Annotated in this window: 18 protein-coding genes; 12 read left to right on the top strand and 6 right to left on the bottom strand. The window is 69.2% G+C overall.

The annotated features are described in order from the left end of the window. Window positions 1–11: 11 nt before the first annotated feature. Genes MKK50_RS07480 through MKK50_RS07450 form a run of 7 tightly spaced genes read left to right on the top strand, consistent with a single transcriptional unit; the run spans window position 12 to window position 7,336 of the window. A complete protein-coding gene (locus tag MKK50_RS07480) occupies window positions 12–2,177 on the top strand; it encodes a tetratricopeptide repeat protein (RefSeq protein WP_499021464.1) in 2,166 nt (721 codons plus the stop codon). Further along, a complete protein-coding gene (locus MKK50_RS07475) occupies window positions 2,158–3,435 on the top strand; it encodes a DegT/DnrJ/EryC1/StrS family aminotransferase (protein ID WP_499021462.1) in 1,278 nt (425 codons plus the stop codon). Before MKK50_RS07480 ends, MKK50_RS07475 begins: the two co-directional genes overlap by 20 nt. Further along, window positions 3,432–4,223, top strand: coding sequence for a WbqC family protein (locus MKK50_RS07470; RefSeq protein ID WP_499021459.1), 792 nt, complete (start codon window positions 3,432–3,434; stop codon window positions 4,221–4,223). Before MKK50_RS07475 ends, MKK50_RS07470 begins: the two co-directional genes overlap by 4 nt. Next, window positions 4,157–5,119 (top strand): glycoside hydrolase family protein, encoded by a 963-nt coding sequence (locus MKK50_RS07465; protein ID WP_499021457.1) that lies wholly within the window; start codon window positions 4,157–4,159, stop codon window positions 5,117–5,119. Before MKK50_RS07470 ends, MKK50_RS07465 begins: the two co-directional genes overlap by 67 nt. A 14-nt stretch (window positions 5,120–5,133) precedes the next feature. Then, on the top strand, window positions 5,134–6,090 hold the full coding sequence (locus MKK50_RS07460; protein ID WP_499021455.1) for a glycoside hydrolase family protein: 957 nt from the start codon (window positions 5,134–5,136) through the stop codon (window positions 6,088–6,090). Further along, window positions 6,087–6,587, top strand: a complete 501-nt coding sequence (locus tag MKK50_RS07455; protein ID WP_499021454.1) for a GNAT family N-acetyltransferase — start codon at window positions 6,087–6,089, stop codon at window positions 6,585–6,587. The genes MKK50_RS07460 and MKK50_RS07455 overlap by 4 nt, the downstream gene beginning before the upstream one ends. Beyond that, window positions 6,584–7,336, top strand: a complete 753-nt coding sequence (locus MKK50_RS07450) for a class I SAM-dependent methyltransferase (RefSeq protein WP_499021453.1) — start codon at window positions 6,584–6,586, stop codon at window positions 7,334–7,336. The genes MKK50_RS07455 and MKK50_RS07450 overlap by 4 nt, the downstream gene beginning before the upstream one ends. A gap of 66 nt (window positions 7,337–7,402) precedes the next feature. Here the strand turns inward: MKK50_RS07450 and MKK50_RS07445 are convergent, their stop codons facing one another. After that, window positions 7,403–8,131, bottom strand: coding sequence for a recombinase family protein (locus MKK50_RS07445; protein ID WP_499021451.1), 729 nt, complete (start codon window positions 8,129–8,131; stop codon window positions 7,403–7,405). A 116-nt stretch (window positions 8,132–8,247) separates the two neighbouring features. On the opposite strand from MKK50_RS07445, the gene MKK50_RS07440 reads away from it, so the two are divergent. The 4 genes from MKK50_RS07440 to MKK50_RS07425 all read left to right on the top strand — a co-directional run bounded on the left by MKK50_RS07440 (window position 8,248) and on the right by MKK50_RS07425 (window position 11,739). Continuing rightward, window positions 8,248–9,327 carry a substrate-binding domain-containing protein gene (locus MKK50_RS07440; protein WP_499021449.1) on the top strand — a complete coding sequence of 360 codons (1,080 nt, stop codon included), beginning with the start codon at window positions 8,248–8,250 and terminating at the stop codon, window positions 9,325–9,327. Between the two features lie 496 nt (window positions 9,328–9,823). Beyond that, entirely contained in the window at window positions 9,824–10,573 is a 750-nt protein-coding gene (locus MKK50_RS07435) for a Crp/Fnr family transcriptional regulator (protein WP_499021602.1), read from the top strand. A gap of 361 nt (window positions 10,574–10,934) precedes the next feature. After that, complete coding sequence (locus tag MKK50_RS07430; protein ID WP_253370623.1) at window positions 10,935–11,198, top strand: hypothetical protein; 264 nt, start codon at window positions 10,935–10,937, stop codon at window positions 11,196–11,198. Window positions 11,199–11,316: 118 nt separating this feature from the next. Continuing rightward, on the top strand, window positions 11,317–11,739 hold the full coding sequence (locus MKK50_RS07425; RefSeq protein WP_499021448.1) for a hypothetical protein: 423 nt from the start codon (window positions 11,317–11,319) through the stop codon (window positions 11,737–11,739). A 109-nt stretch (window positions 11,740–11,848) separates the two neighbouring features. On the opposite strand, the gene MKK50_RS07420 is transcribed toward MKK50_RS07425, so the two are convergent. From MKK50_RS07420 to MKK50_RS07400, 5 genes are read right to left on the bottom strand one after another with little or no spacing between them, the layout of a single operon-like run. After that, the gene (locus tag MKK50_RS07420; RefSeq protein WP_499021445.1) at window positions 11,849–12,925 is read right to left on the bottom strand and encodes an acyl-CoA dehydrogenase family protein; all 1,077 of its coding nucleotides are present in this window, start codon (window positions 12,923–12,925) and stop codon (window positions 11,849–11,851) included. Between the two features lie 5 nt (window positions 12,926–12,930). Beyond that, window positions 12,931–13,488: an OsmC family protein gene (locus tag MKK50_RS07415; RefSeq protein ID WP_499021443.1), complete on the bottom strand. Its 558-nt coding sequence runs from the start codon at window positions 13,486–13,488 to the stop codon at window positions 12,931–12,933. A gap of 10 nt (window positions 13,489–13,498) precedes the next feature. After that, a complete protein-coding gene (locus tag MKK50_RS07410; RefSeq protein WP_499021442.1) occupies window positions 13,499–14,356 on the bottom strand; it encodes an ABC transporter permease in 858 nt (285 codons plus the stop codon). Continuing rightward, the gene (locus MKK50_RS07405) at window positions 14,353–15,579 is read right to left on the bottom strand and encodes an ABC transporter substrate-binding protein (protein ID WP_499021440.1); all 1,227 of its coding nucleotides are present in this window, start codon (window positions 15,577–15,579) and stop codon (window positions 14,353–14,355) included. The genes MKK50_RS07410 and MKK50_RS07405 overlap by 4 nt, the downstream gene beginning before the upstream one ends. Before the next feature lie 22 nt (window positions 15,580–15,601). Next, on the bottom strand, window positions 15,602–16,357 hold the full coding sequence (locus MKK50_RS07400) for an ABC transporter ATP-binding protein (protein WP_499021438.1): 756 nt from the start codon (window positions 16,355–16,357) through the stop codon (window positions 15,602–15,604). A 686-nt stretch (window positions 16,358–17,043) separates the two neighbouring features. Between MKK50_RS07400 and MKK50_RS07395 the strand changes: the two genes are divergently transcribed. Beyond that, window positions 17,044–18,498 (top strand): carbohydrate porin, encoded by a 1,455-nt coding sequence (locus tag MKK50_RS07395; RefSeq protein WP_499021436.1) that lies wholly within the window; start codon window positions 17,044–17,046, stop codon window positions 18,496–18,498. Window positions 18,499–18,517 lie beyond the last annotated feature (19 nt).

The raw sequence follows: 18,517 nt of genomic DNA, 5'->3' as shown, positions 1-18,517 counted from the left end.
GAAGGCCGGGCATGCTCGAACATCGTACAACGCGCACGGTCGGGAGGGCGTCCGGGAAGGCGTCAGCCGCGGAGCCGGTCGAACGCTACCTCGCCAAGGCCGCGACCCACCGGGCTTCCGGCCGCTTCGACAAGGCCCGCCGCAACCTCCAGCTCGCGCTCGAAGCCGCACCCGGCCACGCCGCGGCGCATTTCGAACTCGGGGTGTTCACCAGCCGGATCGAAGCGCCGGCCTCGGCGGTGCCGCACTTCGTCGCCGCTCTCAGGGCCGCGCCCGAGCGTCCGGCCTACTGGCTCGCCCTCGCCAGCACGCTGCTGACGTTGAATCGGGTGAGCGAGGCGCGTGCGCTCATGGAGCGCTTCCGCGACCAGGGACTGCCCGACGACGAGACCCGCAAGGTCCTCAAGGACTTCGTTGACCAGGCCTTCAACCTGGGCCGGGCGCATTACGAGGCGGACGATCTGCCCACCGCCGAGATCCTGTTCGACCTCGTCATCGGCCTGGACGACACCCACGCCAAGGCGACCCATCTCGCGGGCGCCGCCGCCGCCCGGGGCGGCCGTCATGAGCAGGCCTACGATCTGTTCAGCATCGCGATCTACCGCGAGCCCGACAACGCCAGCTTCTTCAGCAGCCTCGGTGCCCTCCTCATCACGCGCGGCGATCACCCGGCCGCGATCTCGGCGCTGGAAAAGGCGATCGAGCTCGATCCGGATCTGGCCATCGCGCATTCGAATCTGGCCGGCGCATTCCAGCGCGTGAGCCATCACGCCTCGGCCGTGAGCCACGCCCAGCGCTCGATCGAGCTCAATCCGAAATTCTCCGGCGCCCACATCAATCTTGGATGCGGCCTGAAGAGCCTCGGGCGCCTGCCCGAGGCGATCGCGAGCTTCGACCGGGCTCTGGCGCTCGATCCGCGCAACGTCGCAGCGCATTCCAATCGGCTCTTCGCCAAGCTCTACGCCGAGGGCATCCCACCGACGGAGTACGCCGCCGACGCCCGGAGCTTCGGGACGCGCCTCGCCGACCCGCTCCTGCGGCGGCGCCCCTTTGCCAACGACCGCGATCCCGACCGGCGCCTGCGGATCGGGTTCGTCTCGGCCGACCTCTGCACCCACGCCGTGGCGCGGTTCATCGAGCCGTTCCTGCGCCACTTCGACCGTACGGGGTTCGAGACGCGCGCCTACATGACCCAGGCGGCCGAGGACGGCGTCTCGGCGCGCCTGCGCCCGCTGTTCGACGACTGGCACAACATCGCCGCCCTGGACGACGACGCGGCCGCCAACCTGATCGAGGCGCACGCCATCGACATCCTCGTCGATCTGTCGGGTCACAGCGCCGGCCACCGGCTGCTCGTCTTCGCCCGCAAGCCGGCGCCGGTTCAGGTCACGTGGATCGGCCACCCCGCCACCACCGGCCTGCGCGCCATGGATTACCGCCTGACCGATCTCGGCCACGACGAGCCAGGCCTGTCGGACACGCTGCATACGGAGACCCTGTGGCGGCTGCCCGGCGTGTCGGCCACCTACGAGGCCCCCGGCGACATCCCGCCGGTGCGCGAGCGGGCACCTTTCGAGGATAACGGCTTCGTCACCTTCGGCACGATGAACCGCTTCGAGAAGATCGGCGACCGGGCGCTGGAAGCCTGGGCCGAGATCCTGAGGGCGCTGCCCGATGCGCGCTTGTTCATGGTCGCCGCCGATGTGGATACACCGGAGATCCGGGCGCAGGTCGAGGCACGCCTGTCGCGGGCCGGACTGCCGCTCGACCGGGTGCGCCTGCACCCGCGCGTCACCAGCGGCTACTACGCGCTCTACCACGAGATCGACATCGCCTTGGATTCCTTCCCCTATAACGGGGGAACGACGAGCTGCGACACGCTCGCCATGGGCGTGCCTTTGATCGCCCTGGCAGGCACTCACGCTGCCGCGCGCACGGGCATTGCTGCCTTGCGAGCGGTCGGGCTCGAGGAACTCGCGGCAGCAACGCCGGAAGATTACACGGCCCGCGCCGTCGCCCTCGCCAGCGATCGCAATCGTCTGCGCGCCATTCGCTCAGGGCTTCGCGAACGGGTCTTCGCCAGCGCGCTGATGGATCACGCCCGCTTCGCCGGGGAGGTCGGTGACGCCTTCCGCACCATGTGGGGGCGCTGGGTCGATGCGAACCGCGCCGCTTGATCCGACTTTTGAGGCAGACAGCCTCCCGTCCCGTGCCCCTCAGGGTGGGCTTCCCGTGCAGGCGACCCTTCGTCGGCTGGAGCAGGAATTCGCGCAAGTCCTCGACGCCGCCGTAGAAGCAGCCCCGCAGGCGGCCTCAGGAGCGGAGTGCGGCGCCGATCCGGTCTACGTCACCCGCCCGTTCCTGCCGCCGTTCGAAGAGTTCGAACCGCTGCTGCGGCAGATCTGGCAGACGCGGATCCTGACCAATGGCGGCCCGTTCCATCAGGAGCTGGAAGCGCGCCTGAGCGGCCATCTCGGCGTGCCGCAGGTGGCCCTGTTCAACAACGCGACGACGGCGCTGATCATGGCCCTGCGGGCGCTCGACCTCACGGGCGAGGTGATCACGACGCCCTATTCCTTCGTCGCGACCTCGCACGCTCTGCTCTGGAGCGGGCTCACCCCCGTCTTCGTCGACATTGACCCGGTAACCCTCAACCTCGATCCCGCCCGGATCGAAGCTGCGATCACCCCGCGCACCAGCGCGATCCTGCCGGTCCATTGCTATGGCCGGCCCTGCGACGTCGAGGCGATTGCGGACATCGCTGCCCGGCACGGGCTCAAGGTGATCTACGACGCCGCCCACGCCTTCGGCGTGCGCCACGGCGATGGAAGCGTGCTGAACCACGGCGACCTGTCGGTCCTGAGCTTCCACGCCACCAAGGTGTTCAACACCTTCGAGGGCGGCGCCATCGTCTGCGCCGATCCGGTGATGAAGGGCCGAATCGACAAGCTCAAGAACTTCGGACACGACGGCGAGACGGCGGTGCCCGATGTCGGCCTCAACGGAAAGATGAGCGAGTTGAACGCGGCGCTCGGCCTCGTCCAGCTCCGGCATATCGGCACGGCGCTGGCGGGCCGGCAGGCGATCGATGCCGCCTACCATGCGGGATTGCGGGGCGTTCCCGGCATTCGCTGCCTGGATTTCTCCGGGGAGGGCGCGGCCAACTACGCCTATTTCCCGATCCTGGTCGGCCCCGATTATCCGATGGGCCGCGACGCACTCTACGACGCACTCAAGCGCGACGGCATCCACCCACGGCGCTACTTCTATCCCCTGATCTCGGATTTTCCGATGTACCGGACGCTACCAAGCGCCCGGCGGGAGGATCTGCCCGTCGCGGCCGCAGCCGCCGACCGGGTTTTGTGTCTGCCGATCTATCCGGACCTCGAACCGGCCGTCGTAGCCCGGATCGTCCGGCGGATCGCCCGGCCATGACGGTGCCCGCCACGGCAGCGATCATGCAGCCGTATCTCTTCCCCTATATCGGCTACTTCCAGCTCATCGCGGCCGTCGATCAGTTCGTAATCTACGACACCGTGAAGTACACCAAGAAGGGTTGGATCAACCGCAACCGCTTCTTGCGCGACGGCGCGCCGGTGACCTTCACGCTGCCGCTGGAGAAGGACTCGGACCATCTCGACATCCGCGAGCGGCGCGTCGCGGCAGGGTTCGAACCGGACCGACTCTGCGCCCAGATCGCCCAGGCCTACCGCCACGCGCCGCATCGGCGCGAGACGATGCCCCTCGTCGAGGACGTTCTGGGCTACCGGAGCGCCGACCTGTTCGACCATCTGCGGCACGGATTGCTGCGGACCTGCGCGCATCTCTCCATCGCCACGCCGATCCGCACCGCCTCCACGATCGAGGGCGTGACGGACCTGAAGCGGCAAGACCGGGTGATCGATCTCTGCGAGCGGCTGGGAGCCGCGACCTACGTCAACCCGATCGGCGGCACGACCCTCTACGATCCGGCCGCCTTCGCGCAGCGGGGGATCGCTTTGCGCTTCCTGCGGGCCCGGCCCTTCGACTATGCGCAAGGTCCGCATCCGTTCGTGCCGTGGCTGTCGATCCTCGACGTGCTGATGTTCAACCCGCGATCCGCGCTCCCAGCCCTGCTGGCCGGCGGCTACGATCTCATCGAGGGGGAGGATGCCCTGTGCCCCGCTGGCGTAAGCTCGGCCGCGTCTTCGATCCCGCAAGCGTCGGCGGCCGCCCTTGGCTGAAATCCTTCGCGCAGGCACCCGCCGCCCTGATCTGCGACGACGTGGTGCGGATGTACTTCTCCTGCCGTCCGGACGCCGACGCCAAGGGACAATACGTCAGCTACAGCGCCTACGTCGATCTCGACCGCCAGCACCTGTTCAAGGTTCGCGCGGTCGCCGAGGAACCGATTCTGCCGCTCGGCGGAACCGGCACTTTCGACGAATTCGGGGTCTATCCGGTATCGGTGATCCGCACGGATGAAGAGGTGCGTGCCTACTATGCCGGTTGGACGCGCTGCGTCTCGGTTCCCTTCAATACGGCGATCGGCTGCGCGGTGAGCCGCGACGGCGGGCGCCGCTTCGAGCGACTGGGGCCGGGACCGATCCTGCCCTACTCGCCGGACGAGCCCTTCGTGATGAGTGGACCCAAGGTCCGGCGCTTCGGCGGGACGTGGTATCTGTTCTACATCGCCGGAAGTGCCTGGAAACGGGTCGAGGGCCGGGCCGAGCCGGTCTACCGCATCCGCATGGCAACCTCGCCGGACGGTCTCACTTGGACCAAAGCGAACCGCGACCTGATCCCGCCGCGGATCGAGGCGGACGAAGCCCAGGCGAGCCCCGACGTATTCGAGGCCGGCGGGCGCTACCACATGTATTTCTGCTACCGCTACAGCACCGGCTTCCGTAGCCGCGAGCGCGGCTACCGCATCGGCTACGCCTGGAGCACCGACCTCGTGAGCTGGACCCGCGACGACGCGCGCTGCGGCATCGACGTGTCGGAGGAGGGCTGGGACGCGCAGATGATCAGCTACCCCCACGTCTTCACCGTCGATGGCCGGACCTATCTCGCCTATCTCGGCAACGAGGTCGGCCGCGGCGGCTTCGGCCTCGCCGCGCTCGACGGCGCCTTCGATTGACCGGCCGGAACGCCATGCGGTGGACCAAGCTCGGCCTCGTCTTCGATCTGCGGGCGCACCCGCTTCCCTTCGGAAGCGGCGGCTTCGCGCAATCGCCGCAGGCGCTCGTCCTCGACGACCGGGTGCGGATCTTCTTCTCGACCCGCAGCCGCGAGCCGGACGGGCTGTATCTGAGCCACGTCGCCTTCGTCGACATGCGCAAGGATCTGAGCGCGGTGCTCGGCGTGGCGCACAGGCCCGTCATCGCCGCGGGCGATCTCGGCGCCTTCGACGAGCACGGCATCTTTCCGATGAACGTGCTGCGCCATGACGGCGTCGTCTACGGCTACACCACGGGCTGGAGCCGGCGCGTCTCGGTACCGGTGGAGACCGGCATCGGTCTCGCCGTCAGTCGGGACGAAGGGCTGAGCTTCGAGCGGCACGGGGCGGGGCCGGTCCTCTCCGCCACGCTCAACGAGCCGTTCCTCGTCGCTGACGGCTTCGTGCGGGTGATCGATGGTCTGTTCCACATGTGGTACATCTTCGGCACCGCCTGGAGCGACGCGGGCGCTGGCGCGGCGCCGGAGCGGGTCTACAAGATCGGGCACGCCACCTCCGCCGACGGCATCGCCTGGACCAAGGAGGAGGGACGCCGGATCGTCGCCGACCGGCTCGGCCCGGAGGAGGCCCAAGCGCTGCCCTGTGTGTTCGACAGCGGCACCCGCCGGCACATGCTGTTCTGCTACCGCGAGCCCGTGGGCTTCCGCACCGATCCCGGCCGCGGCTACCGGATCGGGCATGCCTGGTCCGACGACCTCGTGGACTGGACGCGGGACGACGCGGTGCTGCCCCTCGCCGGCACGCCGGGGGAATGGGACGCGGACATGCAGTGCTACCCGCACGTCTTCACCTGCGAGGGGACGACCTACCTCCTCTACAACGGCAACGCCTTCGGCCGCTTCGGCTTCGGCGCGGCGCGGCTCGACCCGTGAGCGGGCCCGCCATCGCGCGGAACCGCGCCCGGCCGGCGGATGTGGAGGCCCATCTGACGGCTTGCGCGCAAAGCTTCACGCCGCCGCTCGGCGAGCGGCTGGCAATTCCCGACTACGCGGCAAAGCTGGTCGCCCGCGCCGAGCGGTTCGAGGCGTGGGAGGGTCCAGCCCTGATTGGTCTGGTCGCGGTCTACTGCAACGATCCGGCCCGCATTGCGGCCTTCGTGACGAACGTCAGCGTCGTGCCGGCGCGGACAGGGATCGGCCTCGGGCGCCGCCTGCTCGCGGCGGCGATCACCTATGCGCGCGCTCTCGGCTTCGCGCGGATGGCGCTGAGCGTGGATCGCGTGGCGGCGGCGCTGCGCCTCTATCGCAGCCTCGGCTTCGCCGAAGACAAGCGGGACGGGGACACGCTGCATCTCTCCCTCGCCCTGAGGGCGCAGAGACCCGGCGCGGGATCCGCATCACAGGAACAAGACAGGGAGGCCCGGCCATGAGCGCGGCGCGCGACTTCGACCGTGAGACGCAGGACGCCGCGGGTCACCGCTACGCCTACGACTTCGACCTCGACGTGATGCACAAATACATGGTGCGCGCGTTCGAGCCGTTCTTCCGGCCTGGACGGCTGCTCGAACTCGGCAGCTTCCGCGGTGACTTCACCCAGCGCCTGACGCCGTTCTTCGACGACATCACCTGCGTCGAGGCCTCAGGGGAAGCGATCGCGGCGGCGCGGGGAGCGTTCGGCGAGCGTGTCCGCTTCGTCCACGCGACCTTCGAGGAAGTGGCGCTGCCCGAACGCTACGACACGATCGTCCTCACCCACGTGCTCGAACATCTCGACGACCCGGTGGGAACCCTCGCCCGCATCGACCGGGAATGGCTCGCCGAGGGCGGACGCCTGCTGCTGGCCTGCCCGAACGCCAACGCGCCCTCCCGGCAGATCGCGGTGAAGATGGGCCTGATCCCGCACAACGCCGCCGTCACCGAGGCCGAGCGGCAGCACGGCCACCGCTGCACCTACAGCCTCGACACACTGGAACGGGACGCCGCCGCCGCGGGCCTTCGGGTGATCCATCGCTCCGGCGTCTTCTTCAAGGCGCTGGCGAACTTCCAGTGGGACGCCCTGCTGAAGACCGACATCGTCTCACCGGCCTATCTCGACGGCTGCTACGCCCTGGGGCAACTCTATCCGGATCTTTGCGCGAGCATCTATCTCGTATGCGAACGGGGCTCGCAGGACGGTTAGGGTGCCCCACGATACGTCCGTTACAGATCGCCTCTTGGCGCGATCGTCAGGGTGACGCGACGGCGGTCAGCCCACGCCGGCGAGGCGCTTCTCGATCCGTGTCACCTGCATCGGATACCAGCGGCTTCCCCGCGCCGAGGGAATGCCCAGGGCGTTGAGGGCGTTGGCGACCTGCTCCAGCGTCAGCGCGCCCGCGGCACGGATCTCGCTGAGGATCGGCGCCACCTCCTGCGCCCGCTCCCGGCTCCGCGGCAGGGTCTCGCCCCGCCCCAGACTCTCCGCCAGAGGGCGCGGATCCGCGACGGATGGGCCGGCCCTGTCGAACGGAGCCCGCGCGCGGCGCTCGTCGGTGAAGCGCGCGTAGAACGCTCGGCGGCGGGCCAGCGTCTCGGGGGTGCGGCGCACCCCGAGTCGGTCCTCGGCCTCCGCCACCGCGGCCATGATGCCGAGGGTCGCCTCGCTCACTTCCGGGCTGTCGGCGACGGCAAAGTGCAGGTTCAGGCGGCGCAGATCACGGCTCAGAGCACGCAGGAAGCCCGGATCCTGATCGGAAGCCCCGAGTTCCGCCATGAGCAGCACCGCACCGTGCCGGCGGCACAGGGCCAGGGCCTCATCCAGAGCCGGTCGCTCCGCACCGGCATCGCCGGACTCTCGCTCAACGCACTCGGCGGCCAGCCGGCCGCGCCTTGCGAGGTGGCGGTCGATCGCGGCGCGCTGCGATGTCAGAGCGATCTCCGGCGCCCCCTGTCCCAACAGGGCGGGACGGAGGTAGGAAACAAAGCGGTCTGAGGACATCTGAGTCGGCCGGTCGCGCGTCTTGGAGCGAGCACGGAGCCGACGCAACGCCTCGGGGGTTTCGCCCCGGTGGCGGCGCCGTTCCGAAACAAGGCCCCGATAAGGGAAAACCGGTTGTGAACGACAGCTATTATGCCATCAATATGAACCATGCTTCCGATGAAGCGGCCATCTCCGTCGTTCTTGGCTTGGGCGGCACGATCCGGATCGGCGCGAGCGCACTCGCGGTGTCCGACCTGACGGTAATGTTCGACGCGATCACACGGACCGGCTCGGTGCAGGGCTTTGCCGACGCCCTCGGCCTGTCCTATCGCGCGGCCTGGGCGCGCCTCCAGGCCTACGAAACGGCGCTGGGCCGTCCCCTGGTGCGCAAGACACGCGGCCACGGCACCGCCCTGACGGAGTTCGGGGCTGCCTTGGCGGAAGCCTTCACCGCCGCCGCCGCGACATTGGAGGCTGGCCTCGGCCGCGAGACCCGTGCCGTCGAGCATCACCTGCGCCGTCTCATGAGCGGCAGGGCCGGAGCACTGACACTGGCTGCGAGCCACGATCCGTTGCTGGTGGAGGTCCTGGCCGAGGCGATGGGCGGGGAACCGGGTGCGGAGACGGGCATCGAACTGTCCGTGACGGGCAGCAGCGCGGCGGTGCAGCGCCTGCTCGACGGCGGAGCCGACGCGGCGGGCTTCCATTGCGGAGCCCTCACGCCGGAAGCGGCGGGTGCTCCGTTCTCGGCGATCCATGCCGGCGCCGGCCTCGTGCTGCATCCCCTGTTCGAGCGCGAGCAGGGCCTGCTGCTGGCCCCCGGCAACCCACGCGGCATCCGCACCTTGGCCGACCTGACCGGGCCCGGACTGCGCTACGTCAACCGCCAGAAGGGATCGGGCACGCGGGACTGGTTCGACCGCATGCTGGCGCAGGCCGGCCTGCCGGCTGCCGCGATCCACGGGTACACGGTCGAGGAATTCACCCATCAGGCAGTCGCGGCGGTCATCGCCTGCGGCGCGGCGGATGCCGGACTGGGTGTCCGGGCAGCGGCCGACCGACTCGGCCTCGACTTCCTCTCGGTCGGTTGGGAGACCTATTATCTCGCCGCCAGCCGCTCCCTCACCAGCCCGGCGCTCGACGCCCTCGTCGCCGCAGCGAGACGGTGCGCAAGCTGTACCCCGGGCTATCGGGCGGCCGCCGCGGATCTTTGACAGGTAAAAACGCCCGATCGGCACAACAACGACCTCTATTATCTTTTATTGATGTAGAGCCCATCAGAATACAACTCTGAAATACAAATTGATACAAATAAGTGTTGTTCGGATTTATCAGCTGGAGTATCGACGGCCACCGCATTGTCGGGAATCGCACAGAGGGCGGCACCCGGCTTACATGTCGATCGGCCGCCCCCTAGTATTCAAACTCCGATGACCCTCACGGTCGCCGAGCACTTCGCTTTTCGAGAACGAGCATGAACCGGACTCCCGCTCGGGCGGCGCTCGATCTCGCAACGGCGGACCATGATGGCTGGCGACGGGCCCGGCGCTTTCGCCGAGGCGGCGCGCCATTCCGCGTCGACGCCGAGCGCGCGAAGTCTTCCGGCTCTTTCACCGAATTCACGAACGCGCCGCGCCGAACCAAACCGGCCTGGCAGAGCGGCGTCATCCCTACGCCGGGTGAACGGGCCGCGTGGGCGGGACAAGCCGAATGAAGGTCTTGGTAGGCAATGGAACGGCGGTGAGCGGGCCCTTGCTGCGCAAGCTGCAAGGCCTCGGCAAGCTGGAGGAAGCGGACACGGCCGCCTTGGCGATCGTCGAGGCGGGGACACGGCTGATACCGGCCGGCACGGACCTGATCCGTGAGGGCGACCGGCCCGAGGGGATGATCGCGATCACGGAAGGCTTCGCCTGCCGCTACAAGCTGCGGGCGAACGGCGCGCGTCAGATCACGGCCTACCTCATCCCGGGGGATATCTGCGACTTCGATACCTCGGTCCTGAGCCGGATCGATCACACCATCGGCACGCTCTCCAACTGCCGCGTCGCGCGGATCGGCCCTGAGGCCGGGCGGGAATTGCGTCGACGCCCCGCTCTCGCCCGCAGCCTGCGCAAGGTCGCCTTTATCGACGAGGCAACCCTCGGCGAGTGGCTGATGAATATCGGCCGGCGCTCGGCCGTGGAGCGCCTTGCGCACCTGCTCTGCGAATTGCACGTGCGCCTGCGGGCGGTGGGGCTGACGAGCGGCAACAGCTTCGACCTGCCGATTACGCAAATCGACCTCGCCGACACCACCGGCATGACCAGTGTGCACGTGAACCGCTCTCTCAGCGAACTCAAGCACGCAGGGCTGATCGAGCGTAAGGGCAAGCGCGTAACGCTCTGCGATCTGCCCCGACTCGTCGAGTTGGCCGAATTCCGGTCGAATTATCTGAATTGCGAGACGCAAACCGCTGCGTAAGTTCGAGCATAAACCGAGAATCACGTCCGGCCACACCATGATCGCGGGCGGTTCTCGGCCTCGATAGAACGGGGATACTCAGCAATCGCGTGTCTTCGTGGTTCGGAAACCCTGGTTCATGCTGCCCTCCGCGGCAGGGGACGCCCCCGGCACGCCCGTGTTGCCTGAGCCGCCGCCCATCTCTCCCGTCCTCATCGCGTCACCCTTCTGCATCTCGCCCGCCGTCTCGGTTGCGATCGGGCGCCGAACGGTCATCGAGCCGGTCTGCAGGCCCACGGAACGAGCCGTCCGCTTATGGCGTTCACCGTCGGACCTTAGCCGAGCATCAAGGCCCGGCCGACATGAGATCAGGAGACGTTCGATGGTGAAGATCGGAACCCGCACGATGCTGGCTCTGATCGCCTTCTCGGCCGCCGGCACGACCAGCGTGAGGGCCGGTGAGGAGGAGCAGGCTGCGCTCTGCCGCGACGATGTCATGCGGCTGTGCCTGACATCGATCCCCGATCGCGGCCGCATCGTCAGTTGCATGAAGGCGCAACGGGCGAGCCTGAGCCCCGGATGCCGGGCCGCCTTCGACGAAGGGACCGCCTCCTCGGCCGGTCGGCGCTCGGCGAGCCTTCGCTGAAAATCGGGAAGCGCCGCTCTCGAACTTCGGCTTGGCCGTCATGCGCGCATGACGGCTGAACGGCGCCGGGACCGCACCCGCGCCTGATTTCGATCCACGACAGGAGATACGGCTCCCGATGAACCGTTCGCTTCTCCCCCTCCTTCTGGTCACCACCCTGGCAATGCCCGCGCTCAGCCAGACCGCTTCCGCGGTCGAGAGCTCACCGATGCTGCTGCACGGCAATTACTGCGGGCCCGGCAACAATGGGCCGGCGGCGCCCGTCGATGCCCTGGACGCGGCCTGCGCCCGCCACGACGCCTGCACGCCGGACGGTGCCCTGGCCCCGAAGGCCTGCAACCTGCGGCTCCAAGTGGATGCCGAGCGCGTGGCCGACGATCCGCGCCAGCCGCAGGACTTGCGGATGATGGCCGGGCTGGTCGCCTCGGGCGCAGCGATGATGCCCTCGGCACCGGCATCCCGACTGCGTGCTCCTGCCGTTGCCCCTCCCGAGGCCGTCGAGATCGAGAGCCCGCCAGAGGCAGACCTTCTCCCGGAATAGGCTGCGCCGACTTGGCGAGCGTTTCATTTCGTCGCTCACGCAACATCCGCTTCGCCGTCGCAATCCGCAGGAGGAGCGGCCCTCAGCAGCGGGCGCGTCGGGAGACCTTTCAGCGGCCTCGCGCGAGTTCCGTCGTGATGTGCTTCACCGACGGCGTGACGATCGCCACGAACTGCGCCTCGCGCAGGCGCCGGAATGTCTCCGCACCCTCCAGATAGCCGCGCGCACCCGCCTGGAGCATGGCGGCCTGCGCCGCCTCCAGGGCCAGCCACGACACGTCGAGGCGCAGACGCAGGGTCTCGAGGAAGGTCGCGCGGTCGGTCTCGGCATGCACTTGTGCCGCGGCGGCGACGCGCTCGCGCAGAGCGTCCGCCCGCCCCTCGATCGCGTCCGGCCCGAGCGGCAGATACGCCGCGTTCGTCCGGCCGCGGGCATCCGCGCGCATCAGCGCCGCGACCCCGCGGGCGAGGCCGAGCCCCATCCCGGTCTGGAGCAGCACGAAGCCGTTGCGGATGCGCGGCACGAAGGCGGCGGCATCGTGCGTGATCACATCGGCATCGGATAGATGCGCGTCGCGGATCATCACCGTGTAGGTGCCGGTGCCTTCGAGCGCGACGAAGCGGGCATTGGCCGCGATCGAGACAGTCTCGGCGCCGGCTTCGAACAGCCCCATCACCCGCCGCCCGTCGGGCAGCGAGGCGATGCCGGCGAAACGCTGGCCGGGGCCGAGGTTCGAGACCCAGGGCAGGCGCCCGCGCACCCGGTAGCCGTCGCCCGCGCGCTCAGCCTGGAGCGCCAGCGGCTCGATGCCTGCGAGCGCCTTCATCGGGTTGGACAACCCGGTGCCGCCGAGCGCCGCACCCGAAGCGATCGCCGCAAGATGGCGGCGCGGGCCGTCTTCGTCGCCTTGGGCGAGGTACCAGACCAGCGCGTCCTGGCACCACATGCAGAAGGCGGTCGAGAGGCAGGCCCGCCCCGCCTCCGTCATCGCGTCGATGGCGGCCAGCAGGCCTGCCGCCGTGCCGTCGGCGTGGTGGGCGTAGGCGCCGGCCGCCCCGAGCGCCCGCAGGATGTCGGCGGGATAGTCCCCGGCATCGATCGCGGCGAGACGCGGGCGCAAAGCGTCGCGCACGATCCCGGCGACGTCGAGCGGGGCGGATTCCGCGATGCGGGCGGTGGCGGCCATCGGGCTCAGGCCCGCGCCAGGGTGATGGCGACGGGGTTCTTCACCGTGTTGAGCACCGGCGACCACTGCCCGGCATGGGCGACGAGTTCGTCGAGTTCGGCCGGGCTCGCGCCCTCGACGTCGAGATGCACCTTGAGCCGCACCGCGCTGAGCCCGACCGGCTTCTCCGAGAGGTCGCCGGTACCCCAGACCGAGGTGATGTTGATGTCGCCCTCCGACTCGACCTCGATGCCCTTCACGGTCCAGCCGCGGGCGATGGCGTTGGCCTGAAGGCCGACCGCGACGCAGGTGCCGAGCGCGGCGAGCAGGGCCTCGGTCGGGTTCGGGGCGGTGTCGTCGCCCAGCAGGGCCGGTGGCTCGTCGACGACGTGCGCGTCGAGGCTGCGGATGTAGTTGAGGTGGCGGAAGCGGCGCCCCTCGGCGACGGTGCGGGCGCGCACGGTCTTCACCACGCTCGGGTCGGCGCGGCCCTTCTCGGAGAGGGCGTGCAGCCTTTCGCGGTCGATCGGCTCGAACACCTTCTCGAAGGTCTGGACGATTTCCTGGGCGGCAGTCGCGGTCATTGTCGTGTCCTCAGGTTGCGGGAATCCAGCGGGCGCGGGCGGCCAGCCGCCCGAGACCCGTGTCGAGGGCGTAGCCGATCCCTCCGATCAGCAGGACGAGGGCGGCGAGCCGGTCGTAGGAGAGGGTGTCGCGGGCGTCGTTGATGGCGTAGCCGAGCCCGCTCGTGACCCCGAGATACTCGGCCGGCACCAGCACGATCCAGGCAACACCCAGCGCGAGCCGCAGGCCGGTCAGGATGTCCTGCAGCACCGCCGGGACGATGACGGCGCGCAGAGCCGCGAACCGGCCGGCGCCGAGGTTGCGCGCCATGGCGAGCCAGACCGGATCGACCCGCTTCACGCCCGCCGCGGTGGCAAACAGGATCGGCCAGATCGCGGCGGCGGCGATCAGGAAGACGATGGCCCCGTCCCAGCTCGGGAAGGCGAGCACCGCCACCGGCATCCAAGCCAGCGGCGAGATCATCCGCAGGAGCTGGAACGGCGGCTGCAGGATGCGCTCGGCGAGCGGCACCGAGCCGACGAGGAGCCCGAGCGGCGCGCCGAGCCCGAACGCCACCGCGAGGCCCTGGCCGATCCGGGCGAGGCTCGGCGCGGCGGCCCGCCATGCTTCGCCGGAGGTCAGAAGTTCGGCGAAGGAGGCCAGCGCAGGCCCCGGCGCGAAACCGGCAAAGGCGGCGTAGGCCGGCACGCTCTCCAGAACCAGCCCGCCCGCGAACCACAGGGCGAGCAGCCCCGCAAGGCCGACGAGCGGGGCCAGCCGGTCGAAGGCCGAGGCACCGAACCGGGCACCGATCCCGGCCCGGCTCGGCGCCGGGGCCGCGACCTCTCGCTCGACGGCGAGCGCCGCCTCGATCGCGCCCCCGCTCACAGGCTCAGGGTCTCCTGGCGGGTGAGCGCGGCCTCGTCCGCCGCCCCCGGCCATTCAGGGTAGCGTTTGAGCGAGGCCCGCACGAAGCGGTCGTCCACGAGATCGCGGGCGACGAAATCCGGGTCGAGCCCTTTGAGGAAGCCGGCATCGCCCTCGACCACGGTGTTGCCCATCGCCTCGACGATCAGCTTTGTGGCCGACGGGTAGGGCCAGGGCTGGAAGTCGATGCGTTGCGCCGCCCAGTCGCGGTGGCGGATCGCGCCGCTCGCCTCGTAGGCCGGGCCGTAATCGGTGGTGGCCTTGATGACGACGTCGGCCGGCATCGGCAGGTAGCCGCGCCCCTCCTTCGAGATCAGCCGGGCGACCTCCTCGCGGTTCTTCACGCAATAGGCCTGCGCCCGCACGATGGCATCGACCGCCTTGCCGGCCCATTCCGGCTTGGCGGCGATCTGGCTCTCATGCGCGACCACGACGCAGCAGGGATGGTTCTTCCAGATGTCGCCGGTGAAGCGCAGCATCCGCGCGCCGGCCTTGATCTCGCCGAGCGCGTTGAACGGCTCGGCGACGATGTAGCCGTCGATCTTGCCCGCCGCGAGCGCCGCCGGCATCTCGGGCGGCGCCAGGATCTGAAGCGCGCATTCGTTCGGCCCGGCATCCCCCCGGATCACCGGCGTGACGCCGGATTCGCGCAGCGCGTATTGCAGCACGACGTTGTGCATCGAGTACCAGTAGGGCACCGCGACGCGCTTGCCTGCCAGCCCCTTGAAGTCCTCGATCCCGCTCTTGCCCCCGACGACGATGCCCGAGCCGTTGGTGTGGGCCCAGGCCAGGATCTTGACCGGAAACTTGTTGTTGTAGCGCATCCAGACCGGGATGGGCTTCAAGAGGTGGGCGAGGTTGAACTTGCCCGCGGCAAACCCCTCCACCAGCGCCGACCACGAGCGCACCGGGGTCGGCTCGGCGACCTTCAGGCCGGCTTCCTCGAAATAGCCCTTGGCATGGGCCACCAGAAGCGCGGTCGCGTCGGTGATCGGCAGGTAGCCGATGCGCACGGTGTCGTCCTCCGCGGCGTGCACCGCGGGGCCGGACAGGGCGAGCCCGCCGCCGCCGAGCAGGGCGGCGAGACCGCCGCGGGCGAGCGCGTCGAGGGTGTTGCGGCGCGTCCAGTCGGCGCGTGCCCATTCGTGGGTCCAGAGGGCGGAGAGGTCGTCGGGGGCGCTCATCGTGGGGTCTCGGTGAGGGAAATCAGGCGGCACGGCTGGTCACGCCGGACGCGTCGCGGGCCAGGGAACCGAGACGGCGGCGCAATTCGGCCTCCGCCTCGTCACCGAGGGCAAAGTCCGCGGCGATGCGGGCCGGGCGCCCGTCGAGCACCACGGCGCGGGCTGCCAGCGCCGCGACGTCGGCGAGGTCGTGGGTGACGACGATCAGCGTCAGGTCGCGGGCGCGGGCGAGCCGCAGCACGTCGGCCCGAAGCGACGCGCGCATCTCGGGATCGAGCGCCGAAAACGGCTCGTCGAGGAGCAGGATCGACGGCTCGCTCGCCAGCGCGCGGGCGAGCGCCACCCGCTGCTGCTGACCGCCCGAAAGCTGGTGCGGCTTGGCGCCAGCGCGCTCGCCGAGGCCGAGATCGTCGAGGAGGCGGCGCGCATCCGCCTCGCAGGCCGCACGGTCGCGGGCGAGGCGCCCCGAGAGGCGGGCGGGCAGCAGCACGTTGTCGCGCACGCTCGCCCAGGGCAGCAGGGCCGGGCGCTGGAACATCACCGTGCAGCCCGGCACCGGCCCGCGCGCGGGCGTGCCGTCGAGCCGCACGGTGCCGGCGGAGGGCGCGACGAGCCCGGCCATGATCTGCAGGAGAGTCGATTTTCCGACGCCGGAGCGGCCGAGGATGCCGATGCGCTCGCCCGCCGCGATTTCGAGATCGATACGGTCGAGCACCGGGCTCGGGCCGTAGCGGTAGGCGACGGCCGCGAGGGCGAGACGGGGGAGGGGACGCGACATCGAACCTGAAATCGAACCTGAACACGTCGGGCAGGACCGGCCTTGAGGGCCGGCCGTGCGGCAGAGCGGCGCCCGTCAAAATGACCGACCAGACCTCCCAAGATCAATGAATGTAATATTCAAATATTGATACGAATTAGCATCATCGTTCTCCAGAAACCGGCCGCCGCGAGAGGATTATTCCTCCTTGTCATCCGTCCGGGCCTCGATTGGTTCTACGGCGCGTCGGCGCCGATCCCTGGGCCGCAAGGCCTCTCGGGGCTGACATCGTCCGGAGCCCATTCCCTTCGCCACTCCGATGCAACGTGGAAGCGTTTTTCTTCGCCGACCGACGATCCACACGTGCCTTCAACGGTACCGATACGTCTCCGTCCCCCTTTTCGGCGCAAAGGGGGAAATGTTGTCCCAGCATCGCGCTCAAAAATGGCAATCGCTTTTATTGACGCGCTAGTGTTCATTGTCGAATATCGCTTCACATTCGGCGAGCATCAAACGAAGACAAGCAGATCTTCGTCGGGCTCTCGATGACGCGCCGGTCAGGCGGGCGGATCGACATCCTGCCCGGACCGGCTGCCCCGCCGAGGTCCCGCATTCCGCGGGCCGACGCTTCTCCTCCCGATCCGCCTCACGTGCCTGCGTCCGCGCTGGTCCGATGACCCCTGCGCGACTGCCTGAAGACGAGTCCGATGCCGAACGTCCTGTCCCCGCCGGCCCGCCTCCTGCTCCTAGGCGCCGGCCTCGCCTGTGCCCTGCCGCTCATCGAGACGCCCGCCCTGGCGCAATCGCCGAGCGCGGTGGAGAGCTTCACCGGGGAGGCCGGTCCCCGCACCAACCCGGAGGCGATCGGCGTCGCGCCGGACGGAAAGGTGAAGTGGCACGGGCCGCTGGCGCCCTACGCCGCCTCGCTGGCGCTCGCTGGATTGAGCTTCGACGTCAACGTCTACGACTTCTTCTTCTCGAACCCGAGCGCGGGCCTGCGGCCCGGACAACTCTCGAACTCGGCCTATTACCTGCTGAGCCTCGATGCGGATCTCGACAAGTTGGCGGGTATACCCGGCGGCTGGTTCCACATCACCCAGACCTTCTTCGGCCTGCGCTGGAACAACCGCAACATGGGCGCCGACATCGGCGATACCACGATCGGCTACCAGCCGACCTTCAACCGCGATTTCGCCCGCCTCTCGATCCTCACCTACGAGCAGCGGCTGCTCGACGACCGCCTCGCCATCGAGATCGGGCGCACCCATCCGAACCGCTACTACGCGCTGCCACCCTGCCAATCGAGCGTGAGCTGCTTCCAGGACATCTTGCAGATCAATGCCGGGCTCAGCTCGCCGCTCTACGGTGTCTGGGGCGCCAACGTCGCCTACAAGACCTCTCCGGACGACTACATCCAGGCCGGCGCCTTCGCGGTGACGGGCCGCGCCAACTTCACCTCCGGCTGGGATTTCGGCCACGAACCACTCAACGGCGTCGTGACGCTCGCGGAGATCGGACACGCCACTACCTTCGTCACCGATCCCTATCCGAGTCGCGTGGCGCTGACCGGCTTCTACAATACAGCCGACCACGAGGATAACCTCAGGACGGCCTTCGGCACCTCGAAGGGGCTCAATCCCGGCGATCCGGTGCGGCTGCGCTCCGGCACCTCGGGCGTGATCCTCACCGGCTCGCAGGTCGTGTGGCGCGCCGACGGCGGGGCGGAGGCGGGCAACCTCAACCCGACCTCGATCCAGGCCTATACCAGCCTCGCCTACGCGCCCGACCCGACGGTGCCGATCCGCTGGAGCGCGCTTGCCGGCCTCACGCTGCAAGCGCCCGACCAGAGCCGGCCGCTCGACCGCTACGGCGTCAAGGTCAACTGGCAGCGCATCTCCGCCGACTACGCGCAGTTCCTCTCCGATGCGAACTTCATCTCCGGCGGCAGCGGCGAACTCTATTCCCGCGACAAGCTGATCTTCGAGGCCAACGCGCATCTGGCGCTCGGCAAGGGCATCTTCTTCGAGCCGGTGGTCCAGTACCTCGTCAACGGCAACTCCTACTGGAACCCCTTCACCCCCAACCGCACCAAGGACGGCTTCTACGTCGGCGCCACCCTGATCGTGCCGCTCGGCCAGTTGCTCGGCCTCGCGCCGGGCTGAGCCCCCGCCGAGCCTTCCC

Origin of the sequence: Methylobacterium sp. J-043 (assembly GCF_022829505.1) — a bacterium.
Taxonomy (GTDB): Bacteria; Pseudomonadota; Alphaproteobacteria; order Rhizobiales; family Beijerinckiaceae; genus Methylobacterium; species Methylobacterium extorquens_A.
Note: the sequence above shows the minus strand (reverse complement) of the source record. Positions and strands in the feature narration are given on the sequence as shown.